This window comes from Klebsiella sp. 28 (assembly GCF_018223905.1).
GTDB classification, from domain to species: domain Bacteria; phylum Pseudomonadota; class Gammaproteobacteria; order Enterobacterales; family Enterobacteriaceae; genus Klebsiella; species Klebsiella pneumoniae.
The window spans coordinates 1-16,434 of sequence record NZ_JAGRQY010000272.1 but is presented as its reverse complement, the minus strand read 5'-3'; the positions used below and the strand labels follow the sequence as shown (position 1 = coordinate 16,434).

Annotated in this window: 15 protein-coding genes; 7 read left to right on the top strand and 8 right to left on the bottom strand. The window is 60.5% G+C overall.

From position 1 onward, the window contains the following. The first annotated feature begins 182 nt into the window (after positions 1 to 182). Positions 183 to 431, top strand: a complete 249-nt coding sequence (locus tag KHQ28_RS28100) for a GlsB/YeaQ/YmgE family stress response membrane protein (protein ID WP_002909014.1) — start codon at positions 183 to 185, stop codon at positions 429 to 431. A gap of 97 nt (positions 432 to 528) precedes the next feature. Here the strand turns inward: KHQ28_RS28100 and KHQ28_RS28095 are convergent, their stop codons facing one another. Then, positions 529 to 849: a hypothetical protein gene (locus tag KHQ28_RS28095; RefSeq protein ID WP_004184563.1), complete on the bottom strand. Its 321-nt coding sequence runs from the start codon at positions 847 to 849 to the stop codon at positions 529 to 531. A gap of 569 nt (positions 850 to 1,418) precedes the next feature. On the opposite strand from KHQ28_RS28095, the gene KHQ28_RS28090 reads away from it, so the two are divergent. Then, on the top strand, positions 1,419 to 2,399 hold the full coding sequence (locus KHQ28_RS28090) for a DUF1852 domain-containing protein (RefSeq protein ID WP_002909008.1): 981 nt from the start codon (positions 1,419 to 1,421) through the stop codon (positions 2,397 to 2,399). 23 nt (positions 2,400 to 2,422) lie between these two features. After that, positions 2,423 to 3,454 (top strand): methionine synthase, encoded by a 1,032-nt coding sequence (locus KHQ28_RS28085; RefSeq protein WP_002909005.1) that lies wholly within the window; start codon positions 2,423 to 2,425, stop codon positions 3,452 to 3,454. Between the two features lie 82 nt (positions 3,455 to 3,536). On the opposite strand, the gene KHQ28_RS28080 is transcribed toward KHQ28_RS28085, so the two are convergent. The 5 genes from KHQ28_RS28080 to KHQ28_RS28060 form a co-directional block, all read right to left on the bottom strand. Beyond that, positions 3,537 to 4,724 carry an MFS transporter gene (locus tag KHQ28_RS28080; RefSeq protein ID WP_004225487.1) on the bottom strand — a complete coding sequence of 396 codons (1,188 nt, stop codon included), beginning with the start codon at positions 4,722 to 4,724 and terminating at the stop codon, positions 3,537 to 3,539. A gap of 56 nt (positions 4,725 to 4,780) precedes the next feature. After that, positions 4,781 to 5,542 carry an ABC transporter ATP-binding protein gene (locus KHQ28_RS28075; protein ID WP_016530777.1) on the bottom strand — a complete coding sequence of 254 codons (762 nt, stop codon included), beginning with the start codon at positions 5,540 to 5,542 and terminating at the stop codon, positions 4,781 to 4,783. Then, positions 5,542 to 6,579, bottom strand: coding sequence for an iron ABC transporter permease (locus KHQ28_RS28070; RefSeq protein ID WP_032418830.1), 1,038 nt, complete (start codon positions 6,577 to 6,579; stop codon positions 5,542 to 5,544). The genes KHQ28_RS28075 and KHQ28_RS28070 overlap by 1 nt, the downstream gene beginning before the upstream one ends. Further along, entirely contained in the window at positions 6,579 to 7,577 is a 999-nt protein-coding gene (locus KHQ28_RS28065; protein ID WP_004175650.1) for an ABC transporter substrate-binding protein, read from the bottom strand. Before KHQ28_RS28065 ends, KHQ28_RS28070 begins: the two co-directional genes overlap by 1 nt. Positions 7,578 to 7,735: 158 nt before the next feature. Then, positions 7,736 to 8,647 carry a LysR family transcriptional regulator gene (locus KHQ28_RS28060; RefSeq protein WP_004200256.1) on the bottom strand — a complete coding sequence of 304 codons (912 nt, stop codon included), beginning with the start codon at positions 8,645 to 8,647 and terminating at the stop codon, positions 7,736 to 7,738. 96 nt (positions 8,648 to 8,743) lie between these two features. On the opposite strand from KHQ28_RS28060, the gene KHQ28_RS28055 reads away from it, so the two are divergent. The 4 genes from KHQ28_RS28055 to KHQ28_RS28040 all read left to right on the top strand — a co-directional run bounded on the left by KHQ28_RS28055 (position 8,744) and on the right by KHQ28_RS28040 (position 14,722). After that, positions 8,744 to 9,739, top strand: a complete 996-nt coding sequence (locus KHQ28_RS28055; RefSeq protein ID WP_032418831.1) for an NAD-dependent epimerase/dehydratase family protein — start codon at positions 8,744 to 8,746, stop codon at positions 9,737 to 9,739. A gap of 95 nt (positions 9,740 to 9,834) precedes the next feature. Further along, a complete protein-coding gene (locus tag KHQ28_RS28050; protein ID WP_004143215.1) occupies positions 9,835 to 10,449 on the top strand; it encodes a TetR/AcrR family transcriptional regulator in 615 nt (204 codons plus the stop codon). Positions 10,450 to 10,523: 74 nt separating this feature from the next. Continuing rightward, positions 10,524 to 11,633 carry an efflux RND transporter periplasmic adaptor subunit gene (locus KHQ28_RS28045; protein WP_019705812.1) on the top strand — a complete coding sequence of 370 codons (1,110 nt, stop codon included), beginning with the start codon at positions 10,524 to 10,526 and terminating at the stop codon, positions 11,631 to 11,633. Next, complete coding sequence (locus tag KHQ28_RS28040) at positions 11,630 to 14,722, top strand: efflux RND transporter permease subunit (protein ID WP_060578891.1); 3,093 nt, start codon at positions 11,630 to 11,632, stop codon at positions 14,720 to 14,722. The genes KHQ28_RS28045 and KHQ28_RS28040 overlap by 4 nt, the downstream gene beginning before the upstream one ends. A 55-nt stretch (positions 14,723 to 14,777) precedes the next feature. On the opposite strand, the gene lldD is transcribed toward KHQ28_RS28040, so the two are convergent. Together lldD and KHQ28_RS28030 are read right to left on the bottom strand one after the other, a co-directional pair. Next, complete coding sequence (lldD, locus tag KHQ28_RS28035) at positions 14,778 to 15,962, bottom strand: FMN-dependent L-lactate dehydrogenase LldD (protein WP_004151846.1); 1,185 nt, start codon at positions 15,960 to 15,962, stop codon at positions 14,778 to 14,780. A 254-nt stretch (positions 15,963 to 16,216) separates the two neighbouring features. Next, positions 16,217 to 16,434: TetR/AcrR family transcriptional regulator C-terminal domain-containing protein (locus KHQ28_RS28030; protein ID WP_211777780.1), on the bottom strand; the 218-nt coding region annotated here is incomplete at its 5' end.

Here is a 16,434-nt window from a genome sequence, read left to right as displayed (position 1 = left end):
GCCTCCCTTTTTTTAAGGTAATAAGCGAGAGCCGGCCTGCCAGAGCCAGAGAGGTTGTCACAAGATCAACCGGGCGTCGGCAGGGAATTATCTAATATTTATATTATTACCGATCCACTCTCGTTATTTATGCTACTCTTTTCAATACTAAATGCTTAAAGGTAACAAGAGGACGGTTAACCATGGGTATTCTTTCCTGGATCATTTTTGGACTTATTGCCGGTATTTTAGCCAAGTGGATTATGCCGGGAAAAGATGGCGGCGGATTTATCGTGACCGTTATTTTGGGGATCATCGGCGCCGTGGTCGGCGGCTGGATCAGTACCCTGTTTGGTTTTGGTAAGGTCGATGGGTTTAATTTCGGCAGCTTCGTGGTAGCGGTTATCGGTGCGCTGGTGGTACTGTTTATTTACCGGAAAGTGCGTAGCTAATTTTCAGCTGCTCAGCTGTAAATAAGTACATAAAAGCTGCCGCGATATGCGGCAGCTTTTTTATTGCTGACAGATGACAGCGTAGATCTCCTTTGGGCTATTGTCTGTCGGTTCCCTCGCCAACCGGCACCACCTCAACGTGCACTTCGTAGTGTTTCGCCTGGCCGGCGGGGATCAGCGCGGTCAGTTTGTTAATGGTTTCCGCTGGCGTATCGGTTGCTACCGTGGCTGAAAACAGCACCGGTCTGTGCGGCGGAAGCTGCGGCGGGAACGGCGGCAGGGGGCCACGATCCCTCTCCATCGGCGGGCGGACTCCGTTATCGACGACAGGCGCCGGGACGTCGGTTTTATCAGCCGCAAAGGCGCTGGCGGCGGTAACGGTGGCGATAGCGAACAGGGCAAGCAGAGCTTTTTTCATCCGGGATTCCTCAATAAGCAAGTCCCAAAAGAGTAGAGGGTGCCGGCAGGCGGAACAATCCCAGGCGGCGCGAATCCTCTGAATCTTCTTTTTTCCTCGCGAATGTGGAGGTCAGATGAGAGCGAGTGTCATTGCGTTCGGGAGCCTCTTAATTCAGCAGTACGCTCATAATCAGCAGTACGGCCATGCACATCGACATAATACTGATATCAACAATCATTCTGTACGACAAAAGCTCCAGCTAAACGGGTACGGCGGGCAGGTAAAAGCCCATCTTATAGTGGTTAAAGAGTGTACCCTGCCTACTTCCATTGAACAAACGTTTATTGACTAATATTGTCGGCCTGCGTCGGCCATCGGCCACCGCCTGGAGCAACATGAGGATGGCTCATGTTGCATTGAATTTAAGTCGCTTTCCCTCCAGCGCTGACTCTGGCAAAAATAGGTTCATTAACGAATCAACAACATTTACCGGTTGAAGCGCGCCCGGCCTGACTCCGCGTCGCCAGGCTGGTGGAGAGTATTCCGCCGGGTTCGCTTTATGCCCGCCATCAGGATGGACAATCGCCATGAATAATAAATTTACCTATACGATTAAGCGCACCCGGTTTGATGAAAACTATAACCCTGCGGAAAATACGCGTATTACCACCAACTTCGCTAATTTAGCCAGAGGGGTGAACCGTGAGGAAAATCTGCGCAATACGTTAATCATGATGAATAACCGTTTTAATAGCCTGGCCCACTGGGATAATCCCCATAACGATCGCTATGCGGTGGAACTGGATATTATTTCTGTCGAGATGAATATTGCTCAGGATAGCGCCAGCTTCCCGGTGATTGAGATCCTGCAAACGCATATTGTCGATAAAAAGAGCGGGGAGCGTCATGCCGGTATCGTCGGCAATAACTTCTCCTCCTATGTGCGGGATTACGATTTTAGCGTACTGCTTCTGGAACATAATAAGGACCAGAGTCGCTTCAGCGTACCGGAAAACTTTGGCGAGTTGCACGGCAATATCTTTAAGGATTTTGTGCAATCCAGCGCCTGGCGCGCCAACTTCAGCAAGGCGCCGGTGATTTGCCTGAGCGTCTCCAGTAAAGATGTTTACCATCGCACCGGTAACGAACATCCGGTCCTCGGCATTGAATATGCTCAGGAAGGCGTCTCGCTGACCGAGCGCTATTTCAGCAAAATGGGTCTGCAGGTACGCTATTTTATGCCAAAAAACAGCGTCGCGCCGTTGGCCTTTTATTTTACCGGCGATCTGCTCAGCGATTACACCAGCCTGGAACTGATCGCCACCATCAGCACGATGGAGACGTTTCAGAAAATATATCGCCCGGAGATCTACAATGCCAACTCCCCGGCGGGGCAATACTATCAGCCCAATCTCAGCCACCTGGATCATTCATTAACAAAAATCGTCTATGACAGGGAAGAGCGCAGCCTGTTGGCGATTGAGCAGGGGAAATTTACACAACAACATTTTATCAACCCGCACAAGACGTTGCTTGAGCAATGGTCTGCTAATTTCGCGCTTTGCTAAACCCATATAAAAGGCTAATGACTATGAAAACATGGCTTCCGACATCGACCGCCGGCAGTTTACCGAAACCTTCCTGGCTGGCGCAGCCAGAGACCCTGTGGTCGCCCTGGAAACTGTCCAGCGAAGAATTACTGGCCGGCAAGCGCGACGCCTTGCGGTTATCCCTCGACGACCAGCTGCGGGCCGGGATCGATATTGTCAGCGACGGCGAGCAAACGCGGCAGCACTTTGTCACCACCTTCATCGAGCACCTCAGCGGGGTGGATTTTGCCAAACGCGAGATCGTGAAAATTCGTAACCGCTATGAGGCCAGTGTTCCAACGGTGGTGGGCGCCGTGGAGCGCCAGAAACCGGTCTTCGTGGAGGACGCTCGCTATCTGCGGCAGCTCACCAGTCAGCCGATCAAATGGGCGCTTCCGGGCCCGATGACCATGATCGACACGCTGTATGACAACCACTATAAAAGCCGGGAAAAGCTGGCCTGGGAATTTGCTAAAATCCTCAATCAGGAAGCGAAAGAGTTAGAGGCTGCGGGGGTTGATATTATTCAGTTCGATGAGCCGGCCTTTAACGTCTTCTTCGATGAGGTCAACGACTGGGGGATCGCCGCCTTAGAACGAGCCACCGAAGGGCTGAAGTGTGAGACAGCGGTGCATATCTGCTACGGCTATGGCATCAAGGCCAATACCGACTGGAAAAAGACGCTGGGCTCCGAGTGGCGACAGTATGAAGAGGCTTTCCCGCAGCTGCAGAAATCGTCCCTTGATATTATCTCTCTCGAGTGCCACAACTCGCGCGTGCCGATGGATCTGCTGGAGTTGATCCGCGGTAAAAAGGTGATGGTCGGGGCGATCGATGTCGCCAGCCATGCGATCGAAACCCCGGAAGAGGTGGCTGGAACCCTGCGCAAGGCGCTGGCGTTCGTCGATGCCGACAAACTCTACCCGTCCACCAACTGCGGTATGGCGCCGCTGCCGCGCCATGTCGCGACCGGCAAACTGCACGCCCTGAGCGCCGGCGCCGAGATTATTCGTCGCGAGCTGGCGGCAAAGTAAGGCGGGGCGCGCCCGTTATCTTCCCCAGGCGGTGTACTTTATCGTCGGTTCACTTCCAGAGCGGGCTGTTACCCGCTCTGCGTCATGTTGCCGCCAGCGGGCGACAGATCGCCCGCAGGGCGACGGCGCTGCACAGCGGAAACAGCGCCAGCAGAAGCCAGGGATAAACCGCCTGCGGCGACGGAATGAGCGCCTGGTCAAGTAAATGACCGAGCAGTAAATTCCCGGCTAACACCGCGCACCCTCCTGCGGTGGCGAGCGCTCCGTAGTGGGCGCCCAGCGTCGACTCCTCGGCGAACAGCGGGATCAGATCCTTGGCTGCGGGCACTAACAGCATCTGGCCGAGGGTGAGCAGCGTGACAAAACCAGCCGCCGGCATTAACCGCAGCCAACCTTCGGCGGGTGGGGCGGCGGCGAATAACGCCACGCTGGCAAAGGAAGCCGACAGCAGCAGAAAGCCCACCGGCAGGATGCGCACGGCGCCCATTCGCCGGGCGAAGCGGGCGAGAGGGAGCTGGAGGGTGATAATCAACAGCGAGGCCAGCATAAAGAGCGGCGCCAGATCCTGCTCGCGGCCGCCGGAACGTTGGATCTCCACCGGCAGGGCGAGGTACAGTTGGTTGTAGCTCAACAGCCATGAGCTGTAGGCGAGAATAAACGCGACAAAGCGCGGCTGGCGCAAAGGCGTCCACCATGGGACTCGTCTGCGCGTTGTTGTCGTGTGCCCGTCGGCGGGCAGACAGAAAAAGAGCACCGCCAGCGCCAGAAGAAATATTCCCGCACCGGCGAGGGCGATATGCCGAAAGCCGATCCCGCTCAGCACGCCTCCGGCCACCGGGCCGATCACCGCTCCCAGTTCACCGCATACCGCAAACAGCGCAAACCACTCGGCGCGGCTGCGTTTCCCGTTGGCCTGGCTGTGGGTACCGGCCCGCGCCAGCAGGGCCTCTATCGACGGGGAGAACAGGGCGCCGCCGACGCCGGTCAGGCAGGCGCCGAGGATAATGGGCCACAGCGACGCCCCGCACGCCAGCAAGAGAAAACCGGCGACGCGAACGACGCAGCCGGCGAGAATGATCGCCTTAGCGCCATAGCGGTCGGCCAGCGTCCCGCCGAGGATAAACATGCCCTGCTGAGAGAAGGTACGCAGCCCGAGGATCAGGCCGATAAGTCCGCCTGAGAGCAGCATGTCGTCGCGCAGGAAGAGGGCGAGGAAAGGAACGACCGCGTAAAAGCCAATATTAAAAACGAACTGGCTTCCCAGTAACACCGGAGGCCAGAGGGTTGCCGCAGGGCGCAGGGAGAAAAGAGGCATATCCGCCCAACCTAAACGATGAAATGAATGTGCTTTTTGCCGTGGTAAGGGGAGATCTCGATTTTGGTTTTCACCCGGAAAACGTCCCACAGCAGCCCTTCGGACAAAATCTCCTCCGGCGTCCCGCTGGCGAGGATCTGCCCCTGCTGCATCACGATCAGCGAATCGCAGAACATCGCGGCATGGTTAAGATCGTGAATGGCCACAATGCTGGTTACCGGCAGCTCGCTGATCAACTGCATTAACTGCATCTGATGGTGTATATCCAGATGGTTGGTCGGCTCATCCAGCAGGATTTCGCTCGGGCTCTGCGCCAGCGCGCGGGCGATATGCACCCGCTGCCGCTCGCCGCCGGAGAGGCTTAACCATCCTTGTTCGCTTTTCTCCAGCATCGCTACCCGCTGCAGCGCGGCGGCAATCGCCTCGTCATCCTGAGCGCTCCAGTTTGAGAGCGGAGAGTGGTGGGGAATGCGTCCCAGGCGCACGACGTCGCGCACCCGCATATTGGCCTCGGTCATGCCGTGTTGCTCGACGAAAGCCACGCGGCGGGCGAGCTGCTTTTTCGCCATCCGGGCGATATCCTGGCCGTCGAGGGTGACGCGACCTGCATCCGGGCGGCGCAGGCCCGCCAGAACGCGCAGCAGCGAGGATTTGCCGCAGCCGTTGGGCCCCAGCAGTCCGACCGTTTCGCCTCGCGGCACCCGCAGCGAGACATTATTGACGATGACCTTTTTGCCTGCCTTCCAGGTGATATTTTCAGCGCAAATACTCATCACTTATTCCTTGAGCGGTAGATAATCACGGCAAAGAAAGGCACCCCAACCAGGGCGGTTACTACCCCAACGGGCAGACTTTGCGGGGCAATCAGCAGGCGCGACGCAATGTCCGCCAGTACCATCAATATCGCCCCTGCCAGCGCGCTGGCGATCAGCAACGTTCGGTGCAGCGGGCCAAAGAAGAAACGCATCACGTGCGGCACCACCAGGCCAACAAAGCCGATTGAGCCGGCCATGCTGACGATGGTGGCGGTGATCAGCGCCGCAGTGGTGAAGAGGATCAGGCGCACGCGCGGCACAGCAATCCCCAGCGAGGCGGCGGCATCGTCGCCGAAGGTGAACGCGTCCAGCGCCCGGGCATACCACAGGCAGACCGCCAGACCCGCGAGCACCACCACAATGACCAGCTGGAATTCGGGCCAGCGAACGCCGCTGAAGCTGCCCAGCAGCCAGAACATCACATCGCGCGCCTGCTGCGCGCTGGCGGAGGTGCTGATGGTGTAAGCCGTGATGGCGTTAAATAACTGCGAGGCGGCAACGCCCGCCAGAATCGTACGCTCATTGCCGCCGCGCGCGCCGTTAGTCAGCAAGGCGACAAAGGCGAAGGCAGCGAAGGCCCCGGCAAAGGCGCCTGCCGAGAGGGAAATTGCGCCAGCGCCAAGGCCCAGCACCACGATCGACACCGCGCCGGTGGAGGCCCCGGCGGAGACGCCGAGGACGTAGGGTTCCGCGAGGGCATTCTTCAGCAGGCTTTGCAGCACGACGCCGCAGATAGCGAGGCCTGCGCCGCAGCAGGCGGCGACCAGCGCGCGGCTGAGGCGGAAATCCCAGATTACGCTCTCATAGATACGGTTGAGAGGCTCAGCGGTTAAGCCGGTTCTGTTGCTGATAGCGTAAAAGACATTCTGCAGCGGGATGGCCAGCTCGCCAACGCTGACGCCAACAGCGATCACCAGCGCCAGCACGATCGCTGCCAGTACACACCAGCCGGTGAGCAGCATGCTGCGGCGCGTCTGAAGCACGGCGACGCTCATCAGTTCAGCCCCATTTTTCTCAGCTGTTCGCCCACCTGTTCCGCGCCGTAAAGCGTGCGAATGGTCGGATTCATCGCCTGACCGTCCATGACCACGATATGGCCTTTTTTCACCGCCTCCAGCTGGCTGACGGCGGGATCGCTTTTGAGGAATTTGATCTTCTCCTCGGCCTTATCCAGCGCCCAGCGGTTACGATCCAGACTGGCGACCACGATCACATCCGGGTTGGCGGCAATGATGCTCTCCCAGCTCACCGTGGGCCACTCGGTCTCGGAGGTTATCGCATTATGTCCGCCCAGCACGCTGGCGATAAATCCGGAGGCGCTGTTTTTGCCGCCGACATAGGCATCGGCCGAAGGTGAGGCGCTGGAGAACCAGAAGACGAAGGAGAGATCCTTTTTGCTTTTACCAAACTCCTGGCGCAGGTCGGCTTCACGTTTTTTGAAATCGGCAATCAGCGCCTGACCACGATCTTCGACGTTGAAAATGCGGGAAAAATCGCTAATCTCCTGATACAGCCAGGTCATATCCCACAGCTTTTGCCGGCTGCCGTACATATCGCCGGTGGCCTTTTTGGTGGCGCACATCCCCGGTGAGACGTAGCTGTTCACGCCGACGGTGGCGAGATCTTCACGCCTGGCGACTTTGCTTTCCGGCCCCAGCAGCAGCGGCAACTGGGCGGGAACGAAATCAGGATTTTGCGCCAGCACCGATTCCAGGCTCGGAATTTCCACCGTCAAGGTTTTAATCTTCGCGTTTTGCTCAGCCAGCTGCGGTAAAACGCTGGTCGGCCAGAAGGCGCTGGCGACCACCTGCTTTTGCAGCCCGAGCAGCAGCAGAATTTCGACCGTATTTTGCCCCAGCGCGACCACGCGCTCCGGCGGCCGGGTGAAGGTCTCCTGATAGCCGCAGTTTTCAATCGTCAGGGGGTAGGTTGTTGCCAGCGCGGAACTGACGGCGGTGAACATCAAGCCTAACGCGCAAAGGACCTTCTTCATTAAACGCTATCCTTGTAAACAGGCGAGTGGATGACCAGCAAATGGGAGTAATGCAAATGAAACTCATTATTGGGGCGGGGTTTTATACAATGCCATATTTACAGTGTCAATGAGTGACTATTTCCGCAGGCAATGAAATGCCCGCGCGATGGGGCGGGTCAGCTCGCCAGTGGGCCACGAATATACGCCTGCAACCCCTGGGCGAGAAAATCAAATACCCGCTTACAGGCAGGGCTGTGGCGCAGATCCTCATGCATTACCAGCCAGGTATCAAGATACAGAGAAAAGTCGGCCGCCAGCACTCGCTGCAGGGGAATAATGCCATCCGCAAGGGGCACCTGGCAGATGCCGATCCCCGCTCCGGCGCGGATCAGGCTCAACTGGGCGAGGTCGCTATCGGTCCGCATCGCGAAGGCCTCACGCTGAAAACGAGGGTAAGCCTGCAGCGCCCGGCGAACAAGTGGGGTGGCGCTATCGAAACCAATCAGCGCGTGGCTGGCCAGATCGTCGAGGGTCGTGGGCAGGCCCTGGCGCGTCAGGTAGGCGGCGGTGGCATGTAACCCAAGCTCAATCCTGCCGAGACGGCGGGCGATAAGCTGCTCCTGCTGCGGGGCGACCATCCGCACCGCGATATCCGCCTCCCGGTGAAGCAGATCCTGAAATCGATTGGAGAGCATCAGTTCGATGACGATATTCGGGCACGCTTGCCTGAGCCGGGCAACCAGCGGCGGCAGCACCTCGGCGCCGACCACCTCGCTGGCGGCCACCCGCACCACGCCACGCAGATCGGCTCTGTCGCGACTAAAGTTGGCCGCCGTGCGTTCCAGCGCCCGGGCGGTGTTGTCCATCGCCTCGGCATGCACCCGCAGCGCCAGCGCCGCGTCGGTCGCCAGCAGGCCGGTTTGCGAGCGGGTAAATAAGGCCTGGCCGAGGGCGGTTTCCAGCCCGGCAATATGGCGCCCCGCCGTCGGCTGAGTGATGTTCAGGGTGCGCGATGCGCCCGATAAAGAGCCTTCCTGCAGGACGGCGAGAAAGGTTCGGTACCACTCCCAGGGAATAGAGGTATTCATACAAATATGTATAGCCGCTCAATGGTGGTATGCAATTTCATTTGATATGAGCCGCAGGTAGGCTGTCAAGCATCCATTAGCGAACGGGGAAAGAGGATGAACAGCAGCGGCAAGGTACTTATTCTGGGAGCAAGCGGGGGCATCGGCGGGGAAGTGGCGCGCCGGCTGGTGGCAGACAACTGGCAGGTTCGGGCGCTGAAGCGCGGCGCCCGGATGCGTGCTCCCGAAGATGGCATACAGTGGATAGCCGGCGACGCGCTGGATGGCGGCCAGGTCGCGGCGGCGGCTGCCGGTTGCGACGTCATCGTCCATGCGGTGAATCCGCCGGGCTACCGGCACTGGCGGCAACAGGTACTGCCTATGCTGCGCAACACCCTGCAGGCTGCCGAACGGCAGCGGGCGCTTGTAGTCCTGCCCGGCACGGTCTACAACTATGGACAGGATGCCTTTCCGCTGATTGCTGAAGAGGCCGCACAACAGCCGGTGACCCGCAAAGGCGCCATCCGGGTGGCGATGGAGCTGGCGCTGGAGGATTACGTGCAGCGCGGGGGCCGGGCGTTGATTGTCCGGGCGGGCGATTTTTTTGGTCCACGCGCCGGAAATAACTGGTTTTCGCAGGGGCTGGTCAAGCCTGGTCAGCTTCCCCGCATCATTAGCTACCCGGGGGCGATCGGCGTGGGGCATCAGTGGGCCTGGCTGCCCGACGTCGCCGCCACCATCGCCGCGCTGCTCGCCCGCAGGCGCGAGCTTGAGCCGTTCGCCCGCTTTCATATGCAGGGCCACTGGGACCCGGACGGCAGCGAAATGAGTCAGGCGATCCAGCGGGTGGTCGCCCGCTATGGCGGCAGGGCGGTAGTGAAGTCCTTTCCCTGGTGGCTGGTGAAGCTGGCGGCGCCCTTCAACGCCACCCTGCGCGAAATGGTCGAGATGCACTATCTCTGGCGTCTGCCGGTACGCCTGCGCAACGATAAACTGGTTGATTTTTTAGGCGCGGAACCGCATACCCCGCTCGACAGCGCGGTGTATCAGACGCTGCAAGGCCTGGGTTGTCTGCCCGCCGGCGCGATAAACCAAGAGGCGGGTGAGGCGTAACGCGGCAAGAGGATCACAGAGCGGGGTGTTATTGTGACCAAATCATAATAACGTCACTCGTTGTCAAACGATAACGATCGCATTAAGCTAAACGGATGACGAAAAATACCCCCACCCCTGCAAGCCGTGGTCCCCATGACCACAGCGTTCGGGACCAGATTCTTGACGCGGCCATGGCGCACTTTAGTCGCTATGGCTATGAGAAAACGACGGTCACCGATCTCGCCAAAGCGATAGGCTTTTCCAAAGCCTATATCTATAAATTCTTTGACTCCAAGCAGGCGATTGGCGAGGCGATTTGCGCCAGCCGGCTGGAGAAGATCATGGTGGCCGTCAGCGCGGCCATCGCCGATGCGCCGTCCGCCAGCGAGAAACTGCGCCGCCTGTTCCGGGCGCTGACCGAGGCCGGCAGTGAACTGTTTTTCGAGGATCGCAAACTGTACGACATCGCCGCCGTCGCGGCGCGCGATAAATGGCCTTCAACGGAACAGTATGCCGGTCATCTGCAGCAGCTGATTGGTCAAATCCTTGTCGAAGGCCGCCAGGCGGGTGAGTTCGAGCGCAAAACCCCGCTGGATGAAGCGACCCTGGCGGTGTATATGGTGATGTGTCCTTTCATCAATCCGGTGCAGTTGCAATACAATCTCGACACCGCGCCCACCGCGGCGGTGCTGCTTGCCTCCCTGATCCTGAGAAGTCTCTCCCCCTGATTAGTGACTATTGACTTTATTGGTCACTAGTCTGAGAATGCGGTCACCATCCGGTCTTTTCATTAAGGTGACCCATGCTCAGGCTCAACGCCGTCCATCTTGCCGTCTGCCTCCTGCCGCTGGCCCTCGCGGGCTGCGGCGAACCTGCCAATCATGACGACCCCCGCATCCGGCCGCCGCTGGTCCGGGTGGCGACCGTCGAGCGCGCGGAGGCCGGCTCGCGGGCCTTTACCGGCGTGGTAGTGGCCCGAACCCAAAGCGACCTCGGCTTCAGGGTGGCGGGAAAAGTGCTTGAACGGCGGGTGGAAACCGGGCAGAGCGTCAAGCGCGGTCAGCTGCTGCTGCGCCTGGATCCGGCTGATCTAGCCTTGCAGGCGCAGTCCCAACAGCGGGCCGTAGATGCCGCGCGGGCGCGAGCCAAAAAGGCGGCCAACGATCTGGCCCGCTATCGCGGCCTGGTGGCGAGCGGCGCCATCTCTGCCGCGGAATTCGACCAGATTAACGCGGCAGCAGAGGCGGCGAGAGCCGACCTCAGCGCGGCCCAGGCGCAGGCCAATGTGGCGCAAAACGCCACCGGCTATGCCGGACTGCTGGCGGATGCTGACGGCGTGGTGGTGGAAACCCTCGCTGAGCCGGGGCAGGTGGTCAGCGCCGGGCAGGTGGTGATCCGCCTGGCGCGGGCGGGGCAGCGCGAAGCGCGGGTGCAACTGCCGGAGACGCTGCGCCCGGCGGTCGGCAGCGAGGCGCTGGCGACACGCTATGGCAGCGAATCTCAGCCGGTCACGGCGACCCTGCGCCTGCTTTCGGATGCGGCTGACGCCACCACCCGCACCTTTGAAGCGCGCTATGTGCTGAACGGCGCGCTGGCGAATGCCCCGCTGGGGTCTACCGTGACCCTGCGCATCGGCAACGACCAGGCGCCAGGCCAGGTGCTGGCGGTGCCCCTGGCGTCGGTCTACGATCCGGGTAACGGCCCTGGCGTCTGGCGCATTGCCTCTCGTCCGGCCACCGTCTCCTGGCAACCGGTGACCGTGCTCGGCCTGGATGATGAAACCGCGCGGGTGACCGGCCCGCTGAAGCCCGGCGAGCCGATCGTCGCCCTGGGCGCCCATCTTCTGCACCAGGGCGAGGCGGTACGTCTGGCGGAACGACGCGAGCATAATGCCGCCGGGAGCCAGCCATGAGCGCCGGGCGTTTTAATCTCTCCGCGCTGGCCGTCCGCGAGCGGTCGGTGACCCTGTTTTTGATTATCCTTATCTCCGTCGCCGGGCTGGTGGCGTTCTTCGGACTCGGGCGAGCGGAAGATCCGCCCTTTACGGTCAAGCAAATGACGGTCATTACCGTCTGGCCCGGCGCCACCGCGCAGGAGATGCAGGATCAGGTCGCCGAGCCGCTGGAAAAACGGCTCCAGGAGTTAAAGTGGTACGATCGCACGGAGACCTATACCCGCCCTGGCATAGCGTTGCTCACCCTGTCGCTGCAGGATCAGACCCCGCCTTCCGAGGTGCCGGAGCAGTTTTATCAGGCGCGCAAGAAGCTCGGCGATGAGGCGAAAAATCTGCCTGCCGGCGTCTCCGGTCCGATGATGAATGACGAATTCGCCGACGTCACCTTTGCGATCTTTGCCCTGAAAGCACGGGGAGAGCCGCCGCGGCAGCTGGTGCGTGACGCCGAAGCCTTACGCCAGCAGCTGCTGCATGTACCCGGGGTGAAAAAAGTGAATATCCTCGGCGAACAGGCGGAGCGCATTTATCTCTCGTTTTCTCATGACCGTCTCGCCACTCTGGGTCTCTCGCCGGAGGCGATTTTTGCCGCGCTGAACAGCCAGAATGTGCTGACCGCCGCCGGGGCTATCGAGACCCGGGGCGGGCAGATCTTTATCCGCCTCGACGGGGCGTTCGACCACCTGCAGCAGATCCGCGACACGCCGATTATTGCCGGGGGCAGAACGCTGAAACTGGCCGATGTCGCCACGGTTGAGCGGGGATATGAAGATCCCGCCACCTTCCTGATCCGCCATCAGGGCGAACCGGCGCTGCTGCTGGGCGTGGTGATGCGCGAGGGCTGGAATGGTCTGGCGCTGGGGAAAGCGCTGGACGCCGAAACGACCAGCATCAATCAGAGCCTGCCGCTCGGCATGTCGTTGACCAAAGTGACCGATCAGTCGGTGAATATCAGCGCCGCGGTCGATGAGTTCATGATCAAATTCTTTGTCGCCCTGCTGGTGGTGATGGCGGTGTGCTTTGTCAGCATGGGGTGGCGCGTGGGCGTGGTGGTCGCGGCGGCGGTGCCTTTAACCCTCGCCGTGGTGTTTGTGGTGATGGCGGCGACCGGCAAAAACTTCGACCGCATCACTCTCGGCTCGCTGATCCTCGCCCTGGGGCTGCTGGTGGATGATGCCATCATTGCCATCGAAATGATGGTCGTCAAAATGGAGGAGGGGTATGACCGCCTCAAAGCCTCGGCCTATGCCTGGAGCCATACCGCCGCGCCCATGCTGGCCGGTACCCTGGTGACGGCCGTGGGCTTTATGCCCAATGGATTTGCGCAGTCCACCGCCGGGGAGTACGCCAGCAATGTGTTCTGGATCGTCGGTATCGCGCTGATTGCCTCCTGGATGGTGGCGGTGATTTTTACCCCCAGGCTGGGGGTGCACCTGTTGCCGGACAGAAAGCCCGTGGCGGCCGGCCACGCCGCGCTGTATGACACCCCGCGCTATCAGCGCTTCCGTCGGCTGCTGACCCGGGTTATTGCTCATAAATGGCGCGTGGCCGCCGGAGTGGTGGCGCTGTTTATCGTGGCGATCCTGGGCATGAGCGTGGTGAACAAGCAGTTTTTCCCCACCTCCGATCGTCCGGAAGTGCTGGTTGAAGTGCAGCTGCCTTACGGGTCGTCGATTAGCCAGACCAGCGCCGCGGCGGCGAAAATTGAGCACTGGCTGCAGCGGCAGCCGGAGGCGAAGATTGTCACCAGCTATATCGGCCAGGGCGCGCCGCGCTTTTACCTGGCGATGGCTCCGGAATTGCCCGATCCCTCCTTCGCCAAACTGGTGGTGTTGACCGACGGGCAGGGTGCCCGCGAGGCGCTCAAGCGGCGGCTGCGGGAGGCGGTGGCCAATGGCCTGGCGCCGGAGGCGCGGGTGCGCGTCACTCAGCTGGTGTTTGGCCCTTATTCGCCTTATCCGGTCGCCTGGCGGGTGATGGGGCCCGATCCGCACGCTCTGCTCGACATCGCCGAGCGGGTTAAATCGGTGCTGCAGGCCAGTCCGCTGATGCGCACCGTCAATACCGACTGGGGTTCGCGGGTACCGGTGATGCATTTCAGCCTCAATCAGGACCGGCTGCAGGCGAGCGGACTCAGCTCCCAGTCCGTCGCCCAGCAGCTGCAGTTCCTGCTGTCAGGGATCCCGATCACCACCGTCCGGGAAGATATTCGCGCCGTGCAGGCGATCGGCCGCGCGGCGGGCGACATCCGTCTGGATCCGGCGAAAATCGCCGACTTCACCCTGGTGGGCAGCGGCGGGCAGCGGGTTCCCTTGTCACAGATTGGCGACGTGTCGATCAGGATGGAGGACCCGCTGCTTCGCCGTCGCGACCGCACGCCGACCATCACCGTCCGCGGAGATGTTGCGGAGAACCTGCAGCCGCCGGATGTCTCCACCGCGCTGATGAAGCCGCTGCAGCCCATTATCGACTCGCTGCCGCCTGGCTATCGCATCGAGACGGCGGGGTCGATTGAGGAATCCGGCAAGGCCACCCGGGCGATGGTGCCGTTATTTCCGATAATGATCGCCCTCACGCTGCTGATCATTATCCTGCAGGTGCGTTCGCTGTCGGCGATGGTCATGGTTTTCCTGACCGTGCCGCTGGGGCTGATTGGCGTGGTCCCGACGCTGCTGCTGTTCAATCAGCCGTTTGGCATCAATGCCCTGGTGGGCCTGATCGCCCTGTCGGGGATCCTGATGCGCAATACGCTGATCCTGATTGGCCAAATCCATCATAACCAACAGGCGGGGCTCGATCCGTTCCACGCGGTGGTGGAGGCGACGGTGCAGCGCGCCCGCCCGGTTCTGCTGACCGCGCTGGCGGCGATCCTGGCGTTCATTCCGCTCACTCATTCGGTCTTCTGGGGAACGCTCGCCTATACGCTGATTGGCGGGACGCTGGGGGGAACCATCATGACCCTTATCTTCCTGCCGGCCATGTACGCGATCTGGTTCCGCATCCGTCCGGAGAACACGGTACAACAGACAGAGTTGCACCTTCAGAGGTAATTCCACTTTGCCGGACCTGGGCGAGGCACATGGCCAGGCCAGGTCCCGGGCAGGGTCAGGCGGGTAAGGATACCGGCACCGCATGAGTGCGGTGTTGATCCTGTTCGAGGCGATCAAGACAATCGAGGCTGATGGCCGATGGCGAGGTCGCGCCGGTGAGGGTCATGGTAACCTTCATATCCTCGGCAAATAAGCGCAGCAGATGCGCCACGCCCGCTTCGCCCGCCGCGGCCAGGGCATAAATATAGGCCCGACCGAGCAGCACGCCTTTCGCGCCGAGGGCCAGCAGACGTATAACGTCCACGCCGGAGCGCACCCCGGAATCGGCAAGCACTGTTAGATCGTCGCCGACCGCATCCACCACCCTGGGTAGCGCCCGGGCGGTGGGGATGGCGCCATCGAGCTGTCTGCCGCCATGATTTGACACCACAATACCATCGGCGCCCAGCCGCACTGCATTGCGCGCATCGTCGGCATCGAGGATCCCTTTGATGATTAATTTTCCTTGCCAGCTGTCGCGGATCCACTCCAGATCGTGCCAGGCGATGGACGGGTCGAAGTTGTTGCTGATGAACCCCATATAGTCGTCCATGGTCATTTTGTGGCCGGTGTAGGCTTCGATATTACCAAACGACAGGGGTCTGCCCGCCAGCCCGACGTTCATCGCCCAGCGCGGATGGGTGCAAGCCTGGAGATATTGTCGCAGGGTGGCGTGCGGCCCGGACATCCCTGAGCGGTTATCGCGATACCGCGAGCCGGGGATTGGCATATCGACGGTAAATACCAGGGTTTTCATGCCAGCGGCCCAGGCGCGCTCCAGCGCGTTACGCATATAGCCGCGATCTTTGAGTACGTACAGCTGGGACCAGAGCGCGCCGCTGGCGTGGCTCGCCACCTCTTCAATCGAGCAGACCGACACGGTGGATAAGGTGTACGGGATCCCGGCGCGGGAGGCGGCGCGGGCCGCCTGGACTTCGCCGCGGCGGGCGTACATCCCGGTGGCGCCGACGGGCCCCAGCGCCACGGGCATCGCCCATGGGGCATCAAGGATCGTGGTCGCCAGCGTCGGTTCGCCGGCCCCGCACAGTACGCGCTGGCGAAGAGCTACCGAGGCAAGCTCGGCGGCGTTGGCGTTCATGGTGTTTTCCGCCACCGCGCCACCGTCAATATAATCGAAAAGGAAGCGGGGCAGACGACGACGAGCGGCTTCGCGATAATCGCTGGGGGCTGAAACAATCATTATTATGTCCTTATGTTTTTTAACCTTAGTGGATGTTCTGCAGGTAAAAAAACTATAGGCCTCTAAAAACCGGCGAGGAAATGAAATATTAGCATTCCCACTATTCCCTCATGGAATAATCTGCGTTGCACTCTGTGGTTGTTATTTTCTTTTAATGCTAACCGGTAAGGACATTATTTTTTGCGCCGGGCGCGGATTGGGCACAATAAATCAGCCTTGCGCCAGGCCACAGCACTGAAAAGGGGAAGGAGAGATCAGCCCGGCGCCAGGGAATACGCGCGCAGAAAGACGTCCAGGGCGCGCTCAACCCGCTGTTTGATTTCGTCGTCGGACAGCGGAGGTCTTGCGCCAAGTTTTATCGCCAGGCTGGTCATTCCCAACCATAAACCGGCCAGTTCGTCGGCAGCCTCCTGCGGAACGCAGGCTCGTAAAGTACCGGCTTCGATCGCCTCGGCGATGATCGCTTCCAGCA

Bases quoted from the DNA above. Each gene is read 5' to 3' on its own strand.
- KHQ28_RS28075 (WP_016530777.1), bottom strand. From the start codon at position 5,542: ATGAGTATTTGCGCTGAAAATATCACCTGGAAGGCAGGCAAAAAGGTC.
- KHQ28_RS28060 (WP_004200256.1), bottom strand. From the start codon at position 8,647: ATGAATACCTCTATTCCCTGGGAGTGGTACCGAACCTTTCTCGCCGTC.
- KHQ28_RS28055 (WP_032418831.1), top strand. From the start codon at position 8,744: ATGAACAGCAGCGGCAAGGTACTTATTCTGGGAGCAAGCGGGGGCATC.
- KHQ28_RS28065 (WP_004175650.1), bottom strand. From the start codon at position 7,577: ATGAAGAAGGTCCTTTGCGCGTTAGGCTTGATGTTCACCGCCGTCAGT.
- KHQ28_RS28050 (WP_004143215.1), top strand. From the start codon at position 9,835: ATGACGAAAAATACCCCCACCCCTGCAAGCCGTGGTCCCCATGACCAC.
- KHQ28_RS28095 (WP_004184563.1), bottom strand. From the start codon at position 849: ATGAAAAAAGCTCTGCTTGCCCTGTTCGCTATCGCCACCGTTACCGCC.
- KHQ28_RS28100 (WP_002909014.1), top strand. From the start codon at position 183: ATGGGTATTCTTTCCTGGATCATTTTTGGACTTATTGCCGGTATTTTA.
- KHQ28_RS28070 (WP_032418830.1), bottom strand. From the start codon at position 6,579: ATGAGCGTCGCCGTGCTTCAGACGCGCCGCAGCATGCTGCTCACCGGC.
- KHQ28_RS28045 (WP_019705812.1), top strand. From the start codon at position 10,524: ATGCTCAGGCTCAACGCCGTCCATCTTGCCGTCTGCCTCCTGCCGCTG.
- KHQ28_RS28090 (WP_002909008.1), top strand. From the start codon at position 1,419: ATGAATAATAAATTTACCTATACGATTAAGCGCACCCGGTTTGATGAA.
- KHQ28_RS28040 (WP_060578891.1), top strand. From the start codon at position 11,630: ATGAGCGCCGGGCGTTTTAATCTCTCCGCGCTGGCCGTCCGCGAGCGG.
- lldD (WP_004151846.1), bottom strand. From the start codon at position 15,962: ATGATTGTTTCAGCCCCCAGCGATTATCGCGAAGCCGCTCGTCGTCGT.
- KHQ28_RS28085 (WP_002909005.1), top strand. From the start codon at position 2,423: ATGAAAACATGGCTTCCGACATCGACCGCCGGCAGTTTACCGAAACCT.